The sequence below is a fragment of the Variovorax sp. AB1(2024) genome, from assembly GCF_037482385.2.
In the GTDB taxonomy this organism is placed as follows: Bacteria; Pseudomonadota; Gammaproteobacteria; order Burkholderiales; family Burkholderiaceae_C; genus Variovorax.
This window is the reverse complement of the sequence record NZ_JBBHKP020000001.1, coordinates 2,933,743-2,953,580: the sequence shown is the minus strand read 5'-3', so window position 1 is coordinate 2,953,580 and position 19,838 is coordinate 2,933,743. Positions and strand designations below refer to the sequence as shown.

Below are 19,838 nucleotides of genomic sequence, written 5' to 3'. Positions count from 1 at the left end.
GCGCATTGCATGCGTTGCAACGCCTCGCGGTGCGGCCCAGAATCCATCCCATGTCCCGCAAACCCAAAAAAGGCTATTTCGTCCGTGGCCAGTTCGTCGCCGAAGGCAGCGAGCTCGACCTGGAGCTCAAGCGCGAGCTCAAGGGCACCGACGACGCCAGCCGCACCGACCTCAAGCGCGAGAGCGACGAACTCCAGAAACTGGGCGGCGAACTGCTCACGCTGCGCGCCGGCCTGTTCGACGCGCTCCCGCTCGACGAAAAGCTGGTCGACGCCATCGCCGAAGCCAAGCGCATCACCAATTTCGAGGGCAAGCGCCGCCAGATGCAGTTCATCGGCAAGCTCATGCGCAAGCTTGAGCCCGAGGTGCTGGAGGCCGTCAGGCAGGCCCTGTCGGAGCAGGCCAGCGTGCCGGCTGCCGAAACCGCCGCCCTGCACGAGGCCGAGCGCTGGCGCGACCGGCTGATTGCCGATGACGACGCCCTCGGTGGCTGGATCGAAACCCACCCCGCCACCGACTCCCAGCAACTGCGCGCCCTGGTGCGCCAGGCCCGCAAGGACATGAAGACCGGCCCGGCCGGTGAAGCGCCCCGCCAGGGCAAGGCCTACCGCGAGATCTTCCAGCTGGTGCGCGCACAGCTGGCGGTGCACGGCGGCGACGACCACGCAGCCGCAGCGGCGGAACAAGACCGGGAAGAGGACGCATGAGCGCGGAAGCCGCCTTCGATCTGGTCCGCATCGGCATCGTCTCGGTCAGCGACCGCGCCTCCAGCGGCGCCTACGAAGACAAGGGCCTGCCCGCGCTGAAGGAATGGCTGGGCAAGGCGCTGAAGAACCCCATCGAATTCGAGCCCCGGCTGATTCCCGACGAGGCCGCGCGCATCAGCGCAGCGCTGGTCGAGCTGGTCGATGCCGGCTGCTCGCTGGTGCTGACCACCGGCGGCACCGGCCCCGCGCTGCGCGACGTGACGCCCGAGGCCACGCTGGCGGTCGCCCACAAGGAAATGCCCGGCTTCGGCGAGCAGATGCGCCAGATCAGCCTGCGCTTCGTGCCGACCGCGATCCTGTCGCGGCAGGTGGCGGTGATCCGCGACAAGAGCCTGATCATCAACCTGCCGGGCCAGCCCAAGTCGATCGCGGAAACGCTCGAGGGACTGAAGGACGCGAACGGCGCGCAGCTGGTGCCCGGCATCTTTGCGGCGGTGCCCTACTGCATCGACCTGATCGGCGGGCCGTACCTGGAAACCGACGATTCGGTCTGCAAGGCCTTCAGGCCGAAATCGGCCATCCGCACACGCGCCTGATCGGCGCCGACCAACGGCCGCTACAGCCGCTACTGCGGCGGAAGGCTCTTCGCCTCCACGTCCTTCAGGCACGCACTGACCGCCGCGTGCGATGCCTGCTCGTGGCAGCGCGCGGCCGCGGCACGCACCGCCTTCTGCTGCACACGGCGCTCTTCGGCGCTGTCGATCTGGTAGCTCATGAGCCATTTCATGGACAGCGCCAGCACGATGCCCAGCCCGAGCGACATGCCCACCACCGTGGAGCGCCAGGTCCGCGCACTGTGCACGGCGGGCTCGGCCACGGGGCCGACGTCGAACGCCATGGGCGGATGTGAAGGTGAGCCGCCATGGACCCGGCGGCGCTGCGAAGCGCGCGGCTCGGCGGTGGCAGTGGTGCGTGCGGAAGACTTGTCGTAGCTGACCATCGAGCCGATTGTCCGCGAATCGGCAGCCCCCGCCGCAACGCGCCGGGGGCTTTTCAGGCTCAGGCCAGGTCGAACCTGTCGAGGTTCATCACCTTCGTCCACGCGGCCACGAAGTCGTTCACGAACTTCTCCTGTGCGTCCGAGCTCGCGTAGATCTCGGCAATGGCACGCAGCTGCGCATTCGAGCCGAAGACCAGGTCGGCGCGCGTGCCGGTCCACTTCAGTTCGCCCGACTTGCGGTCGCGGCCTTCGTACTTCTCGTTGCCGGCAGGAGCAGCCTTCCACTCCGTGCCCATGTCGAGCAGGTTGACGAAGAAGTCGTTGCTCAGCGTGCCCGGCTTCCTGGTGAAGACGCCGTCCTGGCTCTGGCCGACATTGGCGCCGATCACACGCAGGCCGCCGATGAGCACGGTCAGCTCCGGTGCGGTCAGCGTCAGCAGCTGCGCCCGGTCGACGAGCAGCACTTCCGCCGGCACGCTGAACCGCGCCTTCGTGTAGTTGCGGAAACCGTCGGCCACCGGCTCCAGCGGCTCGAAGGACTGCACGTCGGTCTGCTCCTGCGACGCGTCGGTACGTCCCGGCGAGAACGGCACCTTCAGTTCGCGTCCGGCATTGCGCGCGGCCTGCTCCACGCCCGCGCCGCCGGCCAGCACGATCAGGTCGGCCAGCGAGATCTTCTTGCCGCCCTGCTGCGCTGCGTTGAACTCATCGCGAATGCCTTCGAGCACCTGCAGCACCTTGGCCAGTTGAGCCGGCTCGTTCACTGCCCAGTCCTTCTGGGGCGCCAGGCGAATGCGCGCGCCGTTCGCGCCGCCCCGCTTGTCGGAGCCGCGGAAGGTCGACGCCGATGCCCATGCCGTCGAGACGAGCTGCGCCGGCGTGAGGCCCGAGGCCAGCACCTTCTTCGCGAGCGCCTCCACGTCCTGCGCATCGACCAGCGCGTGGTCGACGGCGGGAATCGGGTCTTGCCAGATCAGCTCTTCGGCCGGCACCTCCGGCCCGAGGTAGCGTGCGCGAGGGCCCATGTCGCGGTGCGTGAGCTTGAACCATGCGCGGGCGAACGCATCGGCGAACTGGTCGGGGTTCGCAAGGAAGCGGCGCGAGATCTTCTCGTACGCCGGGTCGATGCGCAGCGACAGGTCGGTGGTGAGCATGGTCGGCGCGTGGCGCTTCGACGGGTCGTGCGCGTCCGGGATGGTTCCCGCGCCGGCGCCGCCCTTGGCCACCCACTGGTGCGCGCCCGCCGGGCTCTTGGTGAGTTCCCATTCGAAGCCGAACAGGTTCTCGAAGAAGTTGTTGCTCCACTTCGTGGGCGTGGTGGTCCAGGTGACTTCCAGGCCGCTGGTGATGGTGTCGCCGCCCTTGCCGGTGCCGAAGCTGCTCTTCCAGCCCAGGCCCTGGGCCTCGATGTCCGCTGCCTCGGGCTCATGGCCGACGTTGGTTGCCGGACCCGCGCCGTGCGTCTTGCCGAAGGTGTGGCCGCCGGCGATGAGCGCCACGGTTTCTTCGTCGTCCATGGCCATGCGCGCGAAGGTGTCGCGGATGTCGCGTGCCGCGGCGAGCGGGTCGGGGTTGCCGTCCGGGCCTTCGGGGTTCACGTAGATCAGGCCCATCTGCACGGCGGCCAGCGGGTTCTCAAGATCGCGTGTGTGCGGCACCTTGCTGTCGTCGTCCTTCACGAGCACAGCGCCGGGTTTCTCGACGCCCGGCGAACCTTGCGAATAGCGGATGTCGCCGCCGAGCCAGGTGGTCTCGCGGCCCCAGTACACGTCCTGGTCGGGTTCCCACACATCGGCACGGCCGCCCGCGAAGCCGAAGGTCTTGAAACCCATCGTTTCCAGCGCGACGTTGCCCGTGAGGATCAACAGGTCGGCCCATGAGATCTTGTTGCCGTACTTCTGCTTGATCGGCCAGAGCAGGCGCCGTGCCTTGTCGAGGCTCACGTTGTCGGGCCAGCTGTTCAGCGGCGCGAAGCGCTGCTGGCCGCGACCGGCGCCGCCGCGTCCGTCACCGATGCGGTAGGTGCCCGCGCTGTGCCATGCCATGCGAATGAACAGCGGGCCGTAGTGGCCGAAGTCCGCCGGCCACCAGTCCTGCGAGTCGGTCATCAGCGCGGCGAGGTCTTTCTTCACCGCTGCAAGATCGAGGCTCTTGAACGCCTCAGCGTAGTCGAAGTCCTTGTCCATCGGATCGGATTTCGACGAGTGCTGGTGAAGCAGATCGATACGCAGCTGCCTGGGCCACCAGTCTCGGTTGGTGGTGCCGGCACCTGCTGCCTGGCTGAAGGGACACTTGGCTTCGGTCTTGTCACTGCTCATGGGAACTCCTGGTTTTGTGCTGCGAGGGGATGGGGCAAATTCTCTGACAGAAGCAGCCGTGGGGCGAATAGAAGCACTCAATTCCAGCGATAGCGCAAGCTGGCCGTTGCGGTCGCTCGCCATGCGGTCTCTGCCGTGCGGACGCGAGCTTTATAGCCCCATCGCCCGCCCCGCCGCAATCGATCGGCCCCCGCAGCCGAGTGGCATCACGCAGGGCGCTGCGGCGTGCGAATGCTCATGTGCCATGGGGTCCTTGCGGTACTGGGTCGAGCGGCGCGCCGTGCTTCTGCTCGCGTGCGTTTTCTTCCTGCCGCGCCTCGTCTTCGTCGCGCCTGTGCGCGATGCGGTAGAGCAGCGGAAGCACCAGCAGCGTCAGCGCGGTCGACGAAAGGATACCGCCGATCACCACGGTGGCCAGCGGCCGCTGCACCTCGGCGCCCGTGCCGGTGGCGATGGCCATGGGCACGAAGCCCAGCGACGCGACCAGCGCGGTCATCAGCACCGGCCGCAGCCGCGTGAGCGCGCCTTCGCGAATGGCCGCGTCCAGCGGCAGTCCACCCTCGCGCAGGTTGCGGATGAACGAGATCATCACCAGCCCGTTGAGCACCGCCACGCCCGAGAGCGCAATGAAGCCCACCGCCGCAGAGATCGACAGCGGTATGCCGCGCATCCACAGCGCGACGATGCCGCCCGTGAGAGCGAACGGAATGCCGGTGAACACCAGCAGCCCGTCCTTGAGGTTGCCGAACATCGCGAACAGCAGCGTGAACACCAGCAGCAGCGACACCGGCACCACGATCTGCAGCCGCTGCGTGGCGGACGCGAGGTTCTCGTACTGGCCGCCCCACACGGTCCAGTAGCCGGAGGGAATGCTCACCTTGCGCATGGCCTCTTCGGCCTCGGCCACGAAGGAGCCCAGGTCGCGGCCGCGCACGTTGGCGCTCACCACGATGCGGCGCTTGCCGTCTTCGCGGCTCACCTGGTTGGGGCCCGGCGCAATGTCGAGCGTGGCTACTTCGCCCAGCGGGATGAAGCTGGTGCGCGCGCCCTCGGCGCCCGCCCCCTTGGGCAGCGCCACGGGCAGGCGCTTGATGGCCTCGAGGTCGGTGCGCAGGTTCTCGGGCAGGCGCACGATGATGTCGAAGCGCCTGTCGCCGTCGAACAGCGTGCCCGCCTCGCGCCCGCCCACCGCGACCGAGATCGCGTCCTGCACGTCGCCCACGTTCAGGCCGTAGCGCGCGGTCTTGTTGCGGTCGATGTTCACCGTGAGCATCGGCAGGCCGGTGGTCTGCTCGACCTTCACCTCGGCCGCGCCGGGGATCCCGCCCAGCGCCTGCGACACCTCGGCCGCGGTCTTGTCGAGCACGTCCATGTCGTCGCCGAAGATCTTCACCGCCACGTCGCTGCGCACGCCGGAGATCAGCTCGTTGAAGCGCAGCTGGATCGGCTGCGAGAACTCGTAGTTGTTGCCCGGCAGCTTCTCGACCTCTTCCTGCACCGCCGCCAGCAGCTCGGCGCGCGAGCGGCGTGGCGCGGGCCACTCGCTTTCGGGCTTGAGCATGATGTAGCCGTCGGAAATGTTCGGCGGCATCGGGTCCGAAGCGATCTCCGCCGTGCCGGTGCGCGCGAAGATGCGCTCGATCTCGGGAAACTTCTGCTTCAGCGTGCGTTCGAGCTGCTTCTGCATCTCGACCGACTGCGTGAGGCTGGTGCCCGGAATGCGCAGCGCCTGGATGGCGAAGTCGCCCTCGCTCAGGCTGGGCACGAACTCGGTGCCCAGGCGCGTGGCCAGCAGGCCCGACAGCAGCACCGCCACCACCGCGGTGGTGATCACCAGCGGCTTGGCGGCCATGACGCGCGCCAGCAGCGGCTCGTAGCCGCGCTTGGCCCACACCATCAGGCGGTTTTCCTTCTCGCTCACCCTGTTGCCGATGAACAGCGCCACGGCCGCGGGGATGAAAGTGATCGACAGGATCATCGCGCCCAGCAGCGCGATCACCACGGTGAAGGCCATCGGATGGAACAGCTTGCCCTCCACGCCCGTGAGCGCAAAGATCGGCAGGTACACGATCATGATGATGAGCTGGCCGAACAGCAGCGGCCGGCGCGCCTCCTGCGAGGCCGCGAACACTTCATGGAAGCGCTCGGTGCGCGTCAGCGGCCGGCCCTTGTGGGCCTGCGCGTGAGCCAGCCTTCGCACGCAGTTCTCCACGATCACCACCGCGCCGTCGATGATGATGCCGAAGTCCAGCGCGCCCAGGCTCATCAGGTTGGCGCTGACCTTCTGGTTCACCATGCCGGTGAAGGTGAAGAGCATCGACAGCGGTATCACGAGCGCGGTGATGATCGCCGCACGGATGTTGCCGAGGAACAGGAACAGGATCGCGATGACGAGCACCGCGCCCTCGAACAGGTTCTTCTTCACCGTGGCGATGGCCTTGTCGACCAGCACCGTGCGGTCGTACACCGTCACCGCCTTCACGCCGGCGGGCAGCGTGCGGTTGATCTCCTGCATCTTTCTGTCGACGGCCTGCGACACGGTGCGGCTGTTCTCGCCGATCAGCATGAACACCGTGCCCAGCACCACTTCGCGGCCGTTGTCGGTGGCGGCACCGGTGCGCAGTTCCTTGCCGACGCCGACCTCGGCCACGTCCTGCACGCGCAGCGGAATGCCGCCGGCGTTGCCGAGGATGACGTTGCCGATGTCCTCCACCGACTTCACCTGCCCCGGCGCGCGAATGAGGTATTGCTCGCCGCGCTTCTCGATGTAGCCCGCGCCCACGTTGGCGTTGTTGCGCTCCAGCGCGGTGACCATGTCGGTCATGGTGAGGCCGTGGGCCAGCAGCTTGGCCGGGTCGGGTGCGATCTGGAATTCCTTGGCGTAGCCGCCGATGGAGTTGATCTCGGTCACGCCCGCCACGTTGCGCAGCTGCGGCTTGATGATCCAGTCCTGTATCTCGCGCAGGTCGGTGGGCGAATAGGGCTTGCCGTCTGCCTTCTTCGCGCCCTCTTCCGCTTCCACGGTCCAGAGATAGATTTCGCCGAGGCCGGTCGAGATGGGCCCGATCACCGGCGATATGCCGCTGGGCATGCTTTCGCGCGCCGACTGTATGCGCTCGTTGACGAGCTGCCGCGCGAAGTAGATGTCGGTGCCGTCCTTGAAGATCACGGTGACCTGCGAGAGGCCGTAGCGCGACAGCGAGCGCGTCTGCTGCAGCCCCGGCAGGCCGGCCATGACGGTCTCGATCGGGTAGGTCACGCGCTGCTCGGTCTCCAGCGGGGAGTAGCCGGGCGCGGCGGTGTTGATCTGCACCTGCACGTTGGTGATGTCTGGCACCGCGTCGATGGGCAGCTTCTGGTAGCTGAAGATGCCCAGCGCCGCCATGCCCAGCACGGCAAGCAGGATCAGCCAGCGCTGCTCGATGGAGAAGCGGATGATGCGTTCGAACATGCGGGCTTCCTCAGTGGGTGTGCGTGGCGGAGCTCTTGCCCTGCTGCGACTTCACGACGAAGCTGCCGCTCGCGGCATAGGCCGCGCCGGGCTTGAGGCCGCTGGTGACCTCGATGCGCTGGCCGTCGCTGCGCCCGGTCTGCACATGCTGCGGCACGAAGCCGCCGGGCACGCGCAGGAACACGGTGGGCTTGTCTTCCACCGTCTGCACCGCCTCGGCCGAAACCGTCACGGGCGCATCCACTTCGGAGGCCACGAGCTCGACGTTCACGAACAGCCCCGGGCGCCACACGCGCTGCGGGTTGGTCAGCGTGACGCGCGCGGTGGCGGTGCGCGTCTGCGCGCCGATGAGCGAACCCACGTAAGACACCTTGCCGTTGGCCGTCTGGCCCAGGGCGCTGGAGCGGATGCTCACCGGCTCGCCGATGCGCACCAGGTTCAGGTTGTTGGCCGCCACGCTGATCTCGGCCCACACCGTCGACAGGTCGGAGATGGTGAACACATTCACCGCTTCCCCCACCGATTCGCCGAGCGAGATGTGCTTCTCGACCACCATGCCGTCGAAGGGCGCACGCAGCTCGTAGCGGCCCAGCGCCGACGAAGATGGCGTGGCGCCCAGCGCCAGCAGCTTCTGGTTGGCGTTGGCCACGGCGATCTGCGCCTCCTGCATCAGTTGCTGCGCCTGCAGGTAGTCCTGCTCGGGCGAGATCTTTTCTTCCCAGAGCTTCTTCTCGCGCTCGTAGGTGGTGCGCGCCAGCGCGAGCCGGCGCTGCGCCGACTGCAGCTCGCTGCGCTGCTCCGACAGCGCCGGGCTCGAAATCACGGCCAGCACCTGCCCGCGCTTGACCTCCTGGCCCAGGTTGGCCGACACGCTGTCGACCACGCCCGCCACGCGCGGCACCACGTGGGCCGTGCGGTCTTCGTTGAACTTGATCTCGCCGGGCAGTTGCAGCGACGACTTGATGCGCGCGGGGCCCGCGCTTTCGATGGTCATGTCGGCGGCCTTGATCTGCGCGTCGGTGAAGGCGATCTTTTCTTCCTCTTCCTCGTGGCCGGCGGGCTCTTTTTTCGCCTCCTGCTTGCCTTCCTCGTGGTGTTCGTTGTCGGCGTGGCCCTTGGCTTCACCGTGGCTGTGGTCGTGGTCTTTGCCCTCTTCCTTGGCTTCCTGCTTGCCGTGAGCCTTGCCTTCTTCGTGGTGCTCGCCGTCGCCGTGGCCGGCCTCTTCCGAGTGGCCTGCGGCCTCCGGCTTGGCGGGTGCGGAGCGAAGGATCAGCGCGCCGGCGCCGAGCCCCACCACGAGGACGACGACGATGGCCATCCACTGCTTCTTGCCGACGCGTTCTTTGAACGAGCCGCGGTTTTCTGTGTTCATGATCTGTTGCCTTGCTTGTCAGCGCGCCACGGGCGCCGCGGGTGTCACGGGAGAGATGTCGTCGCCTTCGTTGCCGAGCAGCCGGTCGAGTTCGCCGGCCGCACGGTGCGCGTCGGCCAGCGCGAGCAGGTACTGCGCGCGCACCTGGAACAGCGTGCGTTGGGCATCCAGCGCCTCCAGGAAGCTGAACTTGCCCAGCTCGAAGCCCTTGGTCGCGGCCTTGTAGGCCGTCTCGGCACCGGGCAGCGCGTCGTGCTGCAGCGTCTGCGCGGTGGCGCGCGCGGAGCGCAGCCGTTCGGTGGCCTGCGCCACCTCGGTGCCCAGTTGCAGCTCGGCGGCGGCGAGATCGTCGCGCGCCTTTTCCTCGCGGCTCAGAGCCTCGGCAACGTTGCCGCGGTTGGTGTCGAAGATCGGCAGCGGCACCGACAGGCCAACCACCACCTGGTTGCGCCGGCTGCCGCCGGCCTCGCCGTCGGAAGCCGGCACGCGCTTGGCGCCGAGCGACACGGTCACGTCGGGAATGCGCTTGGCCTGCTCCAGGTCGGACAGTGCCTTGCGCCGCTCGACTTCCAGCCGCGCCTGCACCACCACGGGCGCCGCGGCAATGCGCACGCTCAAGTCTTGCGACGCCGCCATCGCGGGCAACTGGTCGACCGCGCCCTCCACCTGCGTGAAGCGCGGATCGGGGTTGCCCCACAGCGCGGCCAGTTGCTGGCGGGCCGAGCGCAGCGTGCCTTCGGCCTGCAGCAGCTCCACGCGCGCACCGGCCTCGGCCACGCGCGCCCTGGTTTCTTCCAGCGGCGACACCTTGCCGGCGGCCACGCGATTGGTGGCCGCGCGGGTCGCGGTCTGCGCGAGGCCCACGGAATCCTGCGCGAGCCGCAGGCGCTCCTGCGCGGTCAGCACGTCGAAGAAGGCGGTGACGGTCGCGGCGCGGATCTCGGCGCGGCGCCCCGCCAGTGCCGACGCGGCCTGGTCGCGCGCGCGCTCGGCGGCGGTCACGCGGGCCGCGCGCTTGCCGCCGAGTTCGATCGGCTGGCTCAGTTGCAAGGTGGTGGTGCGGTTGTCGCGGCGCAGGTCTTCGAGCTGTGCGTCCAGCGTGGGGTTGGGCCAGGCGCCGGCCTGCACGATGGCGGCCTCGGTGGCGTCCTGCTCGCGCGACGCGGCGGCAAGGCCGGGGTTGGCGCGCAGTGCCATCGCAACCGCGCTGCGCAGGGTCAGCGGGCCCGCGGGCTCCAGTGTCCTGGTGGCCGCGCGCGAAGACGCCTGCGGCGAAGCCGAAGAGGAACCGGCCGAGGCCGGAACGGACGGCGTGACTTGTTGTGAATATGCCGGGGGCACCGCCATGGCCAATACGGCCAGCGGCACGAAGAGCGTGCGCATCGAATTCTCCTGGGTTGCGAAACAACGGACGGACGAATTCGGCGAGAGCTCAGCTGATGGTGTGGATCAGAAGTCGGGTGTGTTCTCTCGCCGAATCAGAGGGCGAGAGACCAGTCGGGACGGACCGGAACGTCGGAGATGTGCGAGTCGAAGCGCTCGGCGGCCATGACGCGCAGCGGCTGTGCAATGCGCCGCGCGGACGGCACGGGCTCCGGCGTGCCTTCGACGTGCTGCGCGTAGCCCGAATGGCAGACCGCGCAGTCGCCGATGACGGCATTGGGCTGGGTGCTGGAGTTCTTCTGCGCGCCCTCGCCGCTGTGGCTGCGGTCGGTGCCGCGGCTTTCGTGCTCGTGGTGGCCCCAGTGCTGGGGCTGCATGTCGCGCTCGTGCTGGCAATAGGCTGACGCCGCCGCCCAGCTGAGCTGGAACGGAAGCAGGAACAGCATGAGGATCAGGAACCAGCGGCGCATGGAGCAAAAAGTATATCGGGGGCCTGTGGCAGTGCTTCGGCAATGCCCTTGCGGCTTGCAGGCGCCGCGGAATGTATGACACAAGGTCGAGCGCTTGTCCGTCAATAGGATTACCAAAACGTAACCATGGCGGCGAAAGTGCTTCGTTACCATTCGGAAATGCGCATTCTTGTCATCGAAGACGAGCCCAAACTGGGCGATTACCTGAAAAAGGGGCTCGAAGAGAACGGATACGTGGTCGACATAGCCCGCGACGGCATCGAGGGGAAATACCTCGCCACCGAGGGTGACTACGCACTGGTTCTGCTCGATGTGATGCTGCCCGGCATCGACGGCTTCGCCGTCCTGCAGGCCATACGGCGCACCCGCAACGTGCCCGTGCTGGTGCTCACCGCGCGCGACAAGGTCGAAGACCGCGTGCAGGGCCTTCAGCAGGGGGCGGACGACTATCTCGTCAAGCCGTTCTCGTTTTCGGAGCTGCTGGCGCGGGTTCAGGCGCTGCTGCGCCGGGGCAAGCCGCAGGAATCGACAACGCTGCGGCTGGCCGACCTGGAGCTCGACCTCGTCAGCCGCAAGTGCTTTCGCAACCGCGCGCGGCTCGACCTCACGGCCAAGGAATTCACGCTGCTGGTGGTGCTGCTGCGCCGGCGCGGCCAGATCCTGTCGCGCACCACGCTCGCCGAGCAGGTGTGGGACATGAACTTCGACAGCGACACCAACGTGGTGGAAGTGGCCATCCGCCGCCTGCGCAGCAAGCTCGACGACCCGTTCGACGTGAAGCTGCTGCATACGGTGCGCGGCATGGGCTACGTGCTGGAAGACCGCTCCTGGGCATGAGCCAGCCCCCAGGCCGGCCGCACTCCATCCAGAGCCGGCTGTCGCTCTGGATCGCCGCGCAGACCCTGTTCGGGCTCAGCGTGATCTGCCTTGCCATCTACCTCGTCACCGCCTGGAACTTCGGGCAGAAGCAGGAAGAGGAACTCGACCACAAGGCCGTGCTGGTGCAGCACCTGCTCAAAGAGGCCGAGAAAGGCGGCGACCTGCCCTTCCTGCGGCACAAGCTCGACGACTTCTTCTCGATGCAGGACGACGTGACGCTGTCGATCTCGCACGCGGGCCAGACGCTGTTCCAGTCGACGCCCGCCGTCGGAGGCCGCTGGATGCTGCGCGACATCGAGGTGCCATGGACGCAGGGCGCCACCAGCACGCAGCTGTCGGTGCAGATCGGCGTGAACACCGCGCAGGAAGCGCGGCTGCTGCGGCGCCTCGCCTGGACGCTGCTGGGCGCGGTGGTGCTGGGCACGGCGCTGGTCTCGTTCACCGGCATGTGGCTGGTGCGGCGCGGGCTTCGTCCGCTCAAGCGGCTGGCCGAGAGCACCGCGGCAATGGCGCCGGACAAGGCCAACCGGCCGATCGACGCCATGGACTTCGCGGAGGAGCTTCGCCCCTGGATCACCCAGTTCAACGCCCTGCTGCTGCGTGTGCAGCGCGCCTACGTGCAGCTGGAGTCGTTCAACGCCGACGTGGCGCACGAGCTGCGCACGCCCCTGGCCAACCTGATCGGCTCCACCGAACTCGCGCTGACCCGCCAGCGCAGCAACGAAGAGCTGCAGGCCGTACTCGCGTCCAATCTCGAAGAGGTCGGCAGGCTCTCGGGCATCGTCACCGACATGCTGTTCCTGTCGCAGGCCGAGCGCGGCACGCCGATGCGCACGCGCGCGTCGACCAGCCTGGCCGTGCAGGCCGCCGACGTGATCGACTTCTACGACGCCATGCTGGAAGAAGCCGGCCTGCGCGCCGAGGTGGCCGGCGATGCCATGGCAAACGTGGATGCCGCGCTGATACGGCGCGCGCTGTTCAACCTGCTGGGCAACGCCATCCGCTTCGCCACGCCGGCCTCGGTCATCCGCATCGAGATAGCCCAGGACAGCGAGGAATTCAACATCGCGGTGGTCAACCGCGGCGAGCCCATCGACCCCGCCGCGCTGCCGCGCCTGTTCGAGCGCTTCTACCGCGCAGCCCAGGCGCGCGACGGCTCGACCCGGCACCACGGCCTGGGGCTGTCGATCGTCGAGGCCATCGCGCGCATGCACGGGGGGCGGGTGTTCGCGGCCAGCCAGGGCGGCGAGACGCGCATCGGGTTCACGCTGCAGCGATGAGCCTCAAGGCTTGGCGTGCGCCGCGTCGGCCACGGCAGGCGCCCGGCGGCCGATGAACAGGTTGATCAGCGGCCCGGTCATGGCGGTGGTCGCGAGCGCCATCACCAGCAGCATGGTGAACAGCTCGGGGCCGATGAGGCCGGCGTCCAGGCCGATCTTCATGACGATGAGTTCCATCAACCCGCGCGCGTTCATCAGCGAGCCGGTGGCCAGGCTTTCACGCCAGCCGTAGCCCGCCATGCGGGCGCCGACCGCGCCGCCGGCGATCTTGCCGAAGGCGGCCGTGGCCAGGATCAGCATCATGGCGCCGAAGCCCGCACCCGAGAACGCATTGGACGTGGTGCCGAGCCCGGCCAGCGCAAAGAACAGCGGCATCAGCACGACGATGGAGATCGGCTCGATGCGCTCGCTCAGCGACTTCAGCAGCCGGTCGTCGCGCGGCAGGCAGGCGCCGAAGAGGAAAGCGCCGAACACCGCGTGCAGGTGCAGCCACTCGGTGGCCAGGGCCGTGGCCAGCAGGCCGAGCATCAGCGAGGCCATCACCGTGGTCGAGGGCTCGCCTTCGGGCGCCCTGGTGCGCAGCAGCCACGCGAAGGCCGGCTTGAGCCCGAAGAACAGCACGCACAGCACCACGGCCATGCCCAGCGTGGTCTTGAGCAGCCCCTGGTAGCCCTCGCCCGCCCCCACCATCGCCACCACGAAAGCCAGCAGGATCCACGCGAACACGTCGACCACGGCGGCGGCGCCGAGCGACAGCTGGCCGAAGGGCGTGCGCGTCATGCCGCGGTCCTTGAGGATGCGCGCCATCACCGGGAATGCGGTGATCGACAGCGCCGCCGCCATGAACAGCGCGAACGGCCAGAAGCCGACACCCGCCGGCGCCAGCGTGGGATAGAGGGCCGGCGAGATCGCGATGCCCAGCGCCAGCGGCACGACCACGCTCAGCACGCCCACGTAGCCCGCCGAACGCAACTGCTCGCGCACGCTCTTGGAAGCCCGCAGCTCCAGCCCCACCACGAACATGAAAAGCACCAGCCCGAGGGTCGACAGCGACGACAGTCCCTGCAGTGACTCCCTGGAGAACAGCTGCGCATGCAGCGACGGAAACAGCGCCCCGAAGACGATCGGCCCCAGCATCAGGCCGGCGGCCATCTCGCCCACCACGCCGGGCTGCCCGACGTGCCGGAGAACCCAGCCGCAGACGCGCGCGGTGGTCAGGATGACGATGAGTTGCAGCAGCAGGGAAGTTGCGGACATGGCGTAGCGATAACTTGGAAGCCGACGGAATTGCGGCCCATGTTAGTGCCCCACGATGACCGGCTCAACCCGGCCTCCGCCCTGCCCTTACTTGGCTACGCGCATCAGGCGCAGCCCGTTCGCCACCACCAGCAGGCTCGCCCCCATGTCCGCGAACACCGCCATCCACATCGTTGCGCTGCCGAACACCGCCAGCACGAAGAACACCGCCTTGATGCCGAGCGCCAGCGTGATGTTCTGCCACAGCACCGAGTGCGCGCGGCGCGACAGGCGGATGGTCTCGGGAATGCGGCGCAGGTCGTCGTTCATGATGACCACGTCGGCCGCTTCCATGGCGGTGTCGGTGCCCGCGCCGCCCATGGCGAAGCCGATGTCGGCCTGTGCCAGCGCGGGTGCGTCGTTGATGCCGTCGCCGGTCATGGCGGCCGCGCCGTAGCGCTGCTGCATGGCCTTGATGGCGTCGAGCTTTTCCTCGGGCAGCAGGTTGCCGCGCACGTCGTCGATGCCGGCGTGGGCGCCGATGGTCTTTGCCGTGGCGGTGTTGTCGCCGGTGAGCATCACGGGCGTCACGCCCAGCGCGCGCAGCTCGGCCACCGCCGCCTGCGACGATTCCTTGATGGTGTCGGCCACCGCGAACAGCGCCAGCACCGCTTTGTCCGACGCCAGCAGCGTGACGGTGCGGCCCGCTTCTTCATGCCGCTCGAGCTCGGCTTCGAGCGCCGGCGAGCACAGCCCGCGTTCCTCGATCAGGCGATGGTTGCCGAGCACGTAGGCCTGGCCCGCCAGCGTGGCCCCGACGCCGCGGCCGGGCAGCGCGGTGAAGTCGGCGACCTCTTGCCTTTGGCTCTTCAGGCCCTCTGCAATGGCTTTCGATACCGGGTGGTCGGAGCGGCCCGCGATGCTGGCGGCCACCGCGAAAGCGACGGCTTCATTGCTCGATGCATCCAGCAGCACCGACTCGACCAGCTTCGGCTTGCCTTCGGTGACGGTGCCGGTCTTGTCGAGCGCAATCGCCTTGAGCTTGCGCGCCTCTTCGAGGTACGTGCCGCCCTTGATGAGAATGCCGCGTCGCGCGGCCGAGGCCAGCGCGCTCACCACGGTGACCGGCGTGGAGATGACCAGCGCGCACGGGCACGCAATGACCAGCAGCACCAGCGCCTTGTAGACCGACTGCATCCACGTCCAGTCCATGAACAGCGGCGTGAGCACCGCCACGGCCAGCGCCAGCACGAAGACGGTGGGCGTGTAGATGGCCGCGAACCTGTCGACGAAGCGCTGCGTGGGTGCGCGCGAGCCTTGCGCCTCCTCGACGGCGTGGATGATGCGCGCGAGCGTGGTGTTCGACGCCACCGCCGTCACGCGGAACTCCAGCGCGGCGGTCTGGTTGATGGTGCCCGCGAACACCGGGTCGCCCACGGTCTTGTCGACGGGAATGCTCTCGCCGGTGACGGGTGCCTGGTCGATGGCGCTGCTGCCTTCGGTCACCACGCCGTCGAGCGGCACGCGCTCGCCGGGGCGGATGCGCGCCACGGCGCCCAGCGCCACGGTGTTGGCCATCACGGTCTGCCAGCTGCCGTCGGCCTGCTTGACCTCCGCCTGCTCGGGCGCGAGCGCCAGCAGGCTCTGGATGGCGTTGCGCGCGCGGTCCACGGCGCGCGCCTCGATCAGCTCGGCAATGGCGTAGAGCGCCATCACCATCGCGGCTTCGGGCCACTGCCCGATGATGAAGGCGCCGGTCACGGCCACCGCCATCAGGGCGTTGATGTTCAGGCGCCCGCGCACCAGCGCGGCAAAGCCTTTCTTGTAGGTGTCCAGGCCGGCCAGCCCGATGGCGCCGAGCGCGAGCACGACTTCCAAGGCCTTGAAGCCCATGCCGTCCGGCGCCATGAACGAAATCGACTCGGCGGCGATGGCCAGCACCAGCGCCGCGACGAGGCGCACGAGGCCCATGTTCATGCCGGCGATCTGCGCGGGCGCCGCGGCGGCCTGCTCGCCGGGAGCGTTGAGCGGTTCCGGCTTGAAGCCGGCCTTGCGGATGGCGGCCAGTGCCTCGGGCAACGCGCCGTCTTCGGTGGTGATGGCCATGGTGCGCTCGCCGAGGCGAAAGCGCAGGGCCTTGACGCCCGCCACCGGTTCCAGCGCGCGGCGGATTTCCGACTCTTCCACCGCGCAGTCCATGGTGGGAATGCGGAACAGCAAGGCGCCCTTGGGCACATCGGCATTGTCTGTTGCGGCCGGAGCGAGCGGAACCGGGCCGCAGGGGCTGGCGCTGCCGCAGCACGAATGCTCGGCGTGCGAGTGGGCATGGGGCTTGGCGTGCTCGTGGTCGTGGCCGTGGTCGTCGCCCTGCAGATGGGGGTGCGAATGGGCGTGCGGCACAGGCCGGGTCAGAGCGTTTTCGTTCGTCATGGAATCGATTGGAAACCCTGAAGCAGGTGTAGAGTCAAACGTTCATTTCCATTCGTTCATTTGCCGCATCATGAAAATCGGTGAGCTGGCCAAGGTCGCGAACACACCCGTCGAAACCATCCGGTACTACGAGCGCGAACGGCTGCTGCCCGAGCCCGCGCGCACCGACGGCAACTACCGCATTTACGACGAAGACCACGCCCAGCGCCTGGGCTTCATCCGCCGCTGCCGCTCGCTGGACATGACGCTCGACGAGATCCGCAGCCTGCTCAGATTCCGCGACGCCCCGCAGGAAGACTGCGGCCAGGTCAACCAGCTGCTCGACGACCACATCGGCCACGTGGCCGCGCGCATCGCCGAGCTGAAGACGCTGGAAAAACAGTTGAAGGCGCTGCGCCAGCAATGCGGCGGGTCGGAGTCGGCGAGCAACTGCGGCATCCTGCAGGAGCTGGACACCGCCACGCTCGCGCCCGAGCCCTTCGGCCAGCACGCGGGGCACGTGCACGGCGCGCTGCACGCGCCGGCCAAGCGCGCGGCCTGACCGGTCTTTTCTACTTGCCGATGAGCTGCGTGAGCTTCTCGGCTTCGAAGCACTCGTCGCGGGCCGCATCGCCCGGCACGCAGTCCTTGGTGGTGCCGGAGCGGTCCGACAGCTTCTCGATGGCCTGCCACAGCAGCGCGATCTGGTGCTCCTGGCTCGACGCGTTCTCGACCAGGCCGCGCATGGCCTGGCTCAGCGGGTCGTCTTCCTGCGTGATGCCGTAGGCCGAGAACTTCTGCGGCGCGGCCACGTCCGCGCTTTCACCGGCCTTCGACGGGATGATGCGCGCCGGAATACCCACCGCCGTCGCGCCCGCGGGCACCGGCTTGATGACCACCGCGTTGCTGCCGATCTTGGCGCCGTCGCCCACCTCGAAGCCGCCCAGCACCTTGGCCCCTGCGCTCACCACCACGTTGCGGCCCAGCGTGGGGTGCCGCTTGGTGCCCTTGTAGAGCGAGGTGCCGCCCAGCGTGACGCCCTGGTAGATGGTGCAGCCGTCGCCGATCTCGGCGGTCTCGCCGACCACCACGCCCATTGCGTGGTCGAAGAACACACGTTCGCCGATCTTGGCGGCCGGGTGGATCTCGATGCCCGTCATCCAGCGCGCCCAGTGCGCGATGAAGCGCGCCGGCCACTTGAAGCCGTGGGTCCAACAGGCGTGCGCCCAACGGTGCAGCACCACGGCATGGAAGCCGGGGTAGACCGTGATCACTTCCCAGGCGCTGCGGGCGGCCGGGTCGCGTTCGAGGATGCACCGGATGTCGGCGCGCAGTCGAGAGAACATCGCTGCCTTTTGTCGTTATATCTATATGGGGCGGGCAGTCTATAGCCCGCCGCCATCGCTTACGGGCGATAAGGTTTTATTCGGGCAGCGAGCCCCGGGGCGGCTTGGTCGCGTCGCTCGTGGCCTTGGCGATGCCGCGCAGGATGTGGATTTCTTCCGGCGTGGGCTGGGCCCGGTTGAACAGCTGCTGCAGCCGCGGCATGAGCTTCTTGGGCGCCTCCGGGTCGAGAAAGCCGATGTCCACCAGCGAGCGCTCCCAGTGGTCGAGCATGCCTGCCACGGCCTGCGCGTCGGCGGCCTGCACCGGGTTGACGGCCTCGCGCACTTCGTAGCCGCCCAGCGCCAGCCGCCATTCGTAGGCGATCACCTGGATGGCTGCGCCCAGGTTGAGCGAGCCGAATTTGGGGTCGGTGGGGATGGTGAGCGCCACGTTGCAGCGGTAGACGTCTTCGTTCCGCATGCCGAAACGCTCGGAGCCGAACAGGAAGGCGACGTGCTGGTCACCCTGCTTCGCCAGCGGCTCCAGGTGCTCCCGGGGCGTGCGGGTGGGCGGGCCGAAGTCGCGCGGGATCATGGCCGTGGCGCAAAGGTGGGTCACGCCGTCGAGGGCTTCGTCCAGCGTCTCGACGATGCGGGCGTTGGTCAGCACGTCGAGCGCGCCGCTCGCGCGCTGGATGGTTTCCTCGCGCCGCAGCACGTTGGCCCAGCGGGGAGCCACCAGCACGAGGTCGGAGAAGCCCATGGTCTTCATGGCGCGGGCGGCGGCGCCCACATTGCCGGCGTGGCTGGTCTGGATCAGGATGAAACGGGTGCGCATGGCGGGTTCGGGAGACACGGAACGGCGGAGCCGGTAAAATGCCCCGATTCTCGCTGCCCGCATCGCCGGGCCGCCTCCGGGGTCCTCCCCACCGTTCTTCCCACAATCCAATGTCGTCCCCCAACCTGCATCCCATGCTCAACGTGGCCGTCAAGGCCGCACGCGCCGCCGGCGCGATCATCAACCGCGCTGCCCTCGACGTCGAGGCCGTGCGCATTTCGCAGAAGCAGGTCAACGACTTCGTCACCGAAGTCGATCACGCGAGCGAGCAAGCGATCATCGAAACGCTGCTCGGCGCCTACCCGGGGCACGGCATCCTGGCCGAAGAATCGGGCACCGAACACGGCGCCAAGGACTCCGACTACGTCTGGATCATCGATCCGCTCGACGGCACCACCAACTTCATCCACGGCTTTCCCGTGTACTGCGTGTCCATCGCGCTGTCCGTGCGCGGCAAGATCGAGCAGGCCGTGGTGTACGACCCGAGCCGCAACGACCTGTTCACGGCCACCAAGGGCCGCGGCGCCTACATGAACGAGCGCCGCATCCGCGTGTCCAAGCGCACCAAGCTCACCGAGTGCCTCATTTCCACGGGCTTCCCGTTCCGCACCGGCGACAACTTCAAGCAGTACCTGGCCATCATGGCGGACATGATGCCCCGCATGGCCGGCCTGCGCCGCCCCGGCGCGGCGGCCCTGGACCTGGCCTACGTGGCCGCGGGCTTCACCGACGGCTTCTTCGAGACCGGCCTGAACCCCTGGGACGTGGCCGCAGGTTCGCTGCTGGTCACCGAAGCCGGCGGCCTGATCGGCAACTTCACGGGCGAGCCCGAATTCCTCGAACAGCGCGAATGCCTGGCCGCCGCGCCGCGCATCTACGGCCAACTGGTGCCGCTGCTCGCCAAGTACTCCAAGTTCGCCAACGTCGACGACAAGCTGCGCGCCAGCGACCGCATGCGCGCCGTGTCGGCCTCGACCAAGTCGAACCCCGACGACGCGTCGGCCGACCTGTACGCCCGCAGCACGGTGGTCGATTTCGCCGACGAAACCGCTGAAGGCGACAAGCCCGCCGTGGCCGTTCCCGCCGCGCCGCGCAAGCTCACGCGCGTGCGCCGCGACGCCGCTCCCGCAGCTGGAGCCCCCTCCGAGGGCGACACTTCCGCCAAGTGAC

Annotated in this window: 16 protein-coding genes; 6 read left to right on the top strand and 10 right to left on the bottom strand. The window is 68.3% G+C overall.

Annotation, left to right across the window (positions count from 1 at the left end; genetic code table 11):
• The first annotated feature begins 50 nt into the window (after positions 1–50).
• Positions 51–707, top strand: a complete 657-nt coding sequence (gene yjgA, locus WIX39_RS13720; protein ID WP_081266544.1) for a ribosome biogenesis factor YjgA — start codon at positions 51–53, stop codon at positions 705–707.
• Complete coding sequence (gene mog / locus WIX39_RS13715; RefSeq protein WP_081266543.1) at positions 704–1,303, top strand: molybdopterin adenylyltransferase; 600 nt, start codon at positions 704–706, stop codon at positions 1,301–1,303. The genes yjgA and mog overlap by 4 nt, the downstream gene beginning before the upstream one ends.
• Positions 1,304–1,332: 29 nt before the next feature.
• On the opposite strand, the gene WIX39_RS13710 is transcribed toward mog, so the two are convergent.
• The 6 genes from WIX39_RS13710 to czcI all read right to left on the bottom strand — a co-directional run bounded on the left by WIX39_RS13710 (position 1,333) and on the right by czcI (position 10,701).
• The gene (locus WIX39_RS13710; protein ID WP_081266542.1) at positions 1,333–1,707 is read right to left on the bottom strand and encodes a hypothetical protein; all 375 of its coding nucleotides are present in this window, start codon (positions 1,705–1,707) and stop codon (positions 1,333–1,335) included.
• A gap of 59 nt (positions 1,708–1,766) precedes the next feature.
• Entirely contained in the window at positions 1,767–4,025 is a 2,259-nt protein-coding gene (gene katG, locus WIX39_RS13705) for a catalase/peroxidase HPI (protein WP_081266541.1), read from the bottom strand.
• A gap of 235 nt (positions 4,026–4,260) precedes the next feature.
• Complete coding sequence (locus WIX39_RS13700; protein ID WP_409195231.1) at positions 4,261–7,476, bottom strand: CusA/CzcA family heavy metal efflux RND transporter; 3,216 nt, start codon at positions 7,474–7,476, stop codon at positions 4,261–4,263.
• 10 nt (positions 7,477–7,486) lie between these two features.
• Positions 7,487–8,848 (bottom strand): efflux RND transporter periplasmic adaptor subunit, encoded by a 1,362-nt coding sequence (locus tag WIX39_RS13695; protein WP_409195230.1) that lies wholly within the window; start codon positions 8,846–8,848, stop codon positions 7,487–7,489.
• Between the two features lie 18 nt (positions 8,849–8,866).
• The gene (locus WIX39_RS13690; RefSeq protein WP_409195229.1) at positions 8,867–10,231 is read right to left on the bottom strand and encodes a TolC family protein; all 1,365 of its coding nucleotides are present in this window, start codon (positions 10,229–10,231) and stop codon (positions 8,867–8,869) included.
• Positions 10,232–10,326: 95 nt separating this feature from the next.
• The gene (gene czcI / locus WIX39_RS13685; RefSeq protein ID WP_285412435.1) at positions 10,327–10,701 is read right to left on the bottom strand and encodes a cation efflux protein, CzcI family; all 375 of its coding nucleotides are present in this window, start codon (positions 10,699–10,701) and stop codon (positions 10,327–10,329) included.
• Positions 10,702–10,860: 159 nt separating this feature from the next.
• On the opposite strand from czcI, the gene WIX39_RS13680 reads away from it, so the two are divergent.
• Complete coding sequence (locus WIX39_RS13680) at positions 10,861–11,538, top strand: heavy metal response regulator transcription factor (RefSeq protein WP_081266536.1); 678 nt, start codon at positions 10,861–10,863, stop codon at positions 11,536–11,538.
• A complete protein-coding gene (locus WIX39_RS13675) occupies positions 11,535–12,860 on the top strand; it encodes a heavy metal sensor histidine kinase (protein ID WP_409195228.1) in 1,326 nt (441 codons plus the stop codon). The genes WIX39_RS13680 and WIX39_RS13675 overlap by 4 nt, the downstream gene beginning before the upstream one ends.
• A 3-nt stretch (positions 12,861–12,863) precedes the next feature.
• Here WIX39_RS13675 and WIX39_RS13670 read toward each other — a convergent pair whose 3' ends face one another.
• Together WIX39_RS13670 and WIX39_RS13665 are read right to left on the bottom strand one after the other, a co-directional pair.
• Entirely contained in the window at positions 12,864–14,117 is a 1,254-nt protein-coding gene (locus tag WIX39_RS13670; protein WP_409195227.1) for a cation:proton antiporter, read from the bottom strand.
• Between the two features lie 87 nt (positions 14,118–14,204).
• Positions 14,205–16,526 (bottom strand): heavy metal translocating P-type ATPase, encoded by a 2,322-nt coding sequence (locus WIX39_RS13665; RefSeq protein WP_409195226.1) that lies wholly within the window; start codon positions 16,524–16,526, stop codon positions 14,205–14,207.
• Positions 16,527–16,596: 70 nt separating this feature from the next.
• Between WIX39_RS13665 and cadR the strand changes: the two genes are divergently transcribed.
• A complete protein-coding gene (gene cadR, locus WIX39_RS13660) occupies positions 16,597–17,067 on the top strand; it encodes a Cd(II)/Pb(II)-responsive transcriptional regulator (protein WP_081266532.1) in 471 nt (156 codons plus the stop codon).
• A gap of 10 nt (positions 17,068–17,077) precedes the next feature.
• Here the strand turns inward: cadR and cysE are convergent, their stop codons facing one another.
• A complete protein-coding gene (cysE, locus tag WIX39_RS13655; RefSeq protein ID WP_081266531.1) occupies positions 17,078–17,851 on the bottom strand; it encodes a serine O-acetyltransferase in 774 nt (257 codons plus the stop codon).
• A 76-nt stretch (positions 17,852–17,927) separates the two neighbouring features.
• Positions 17,928–18,668 carry an RNA methyltransferase gene (locus WIX39_RS13650; protein WP_409195225.1) on the bottom strand — a complete coding sequence of 247 codons (741 nt, stop codon included), beginning with the start codon at positions 18,666–18,668 and terminating at the stop codon, positions 17,928–17,930.
• Between the two features lie 110 nt (positions 18,669–18,778).
• On the opposite strand from WIX39_RS13650, the gene WIX39_RS13645 reads away from it, so the two are divergent.
• A complete protein-coding gene (locus tag WIX39_RS13645) occupies positions 18,779–19,837 on the top strand; it encodes an inositol monophosphatase family protein (protein ID WP_409195224.1) in 1,059 nt (352 codons plus the stop codon).
• Position 19,838: the final 1 nt, after the last annotated feature.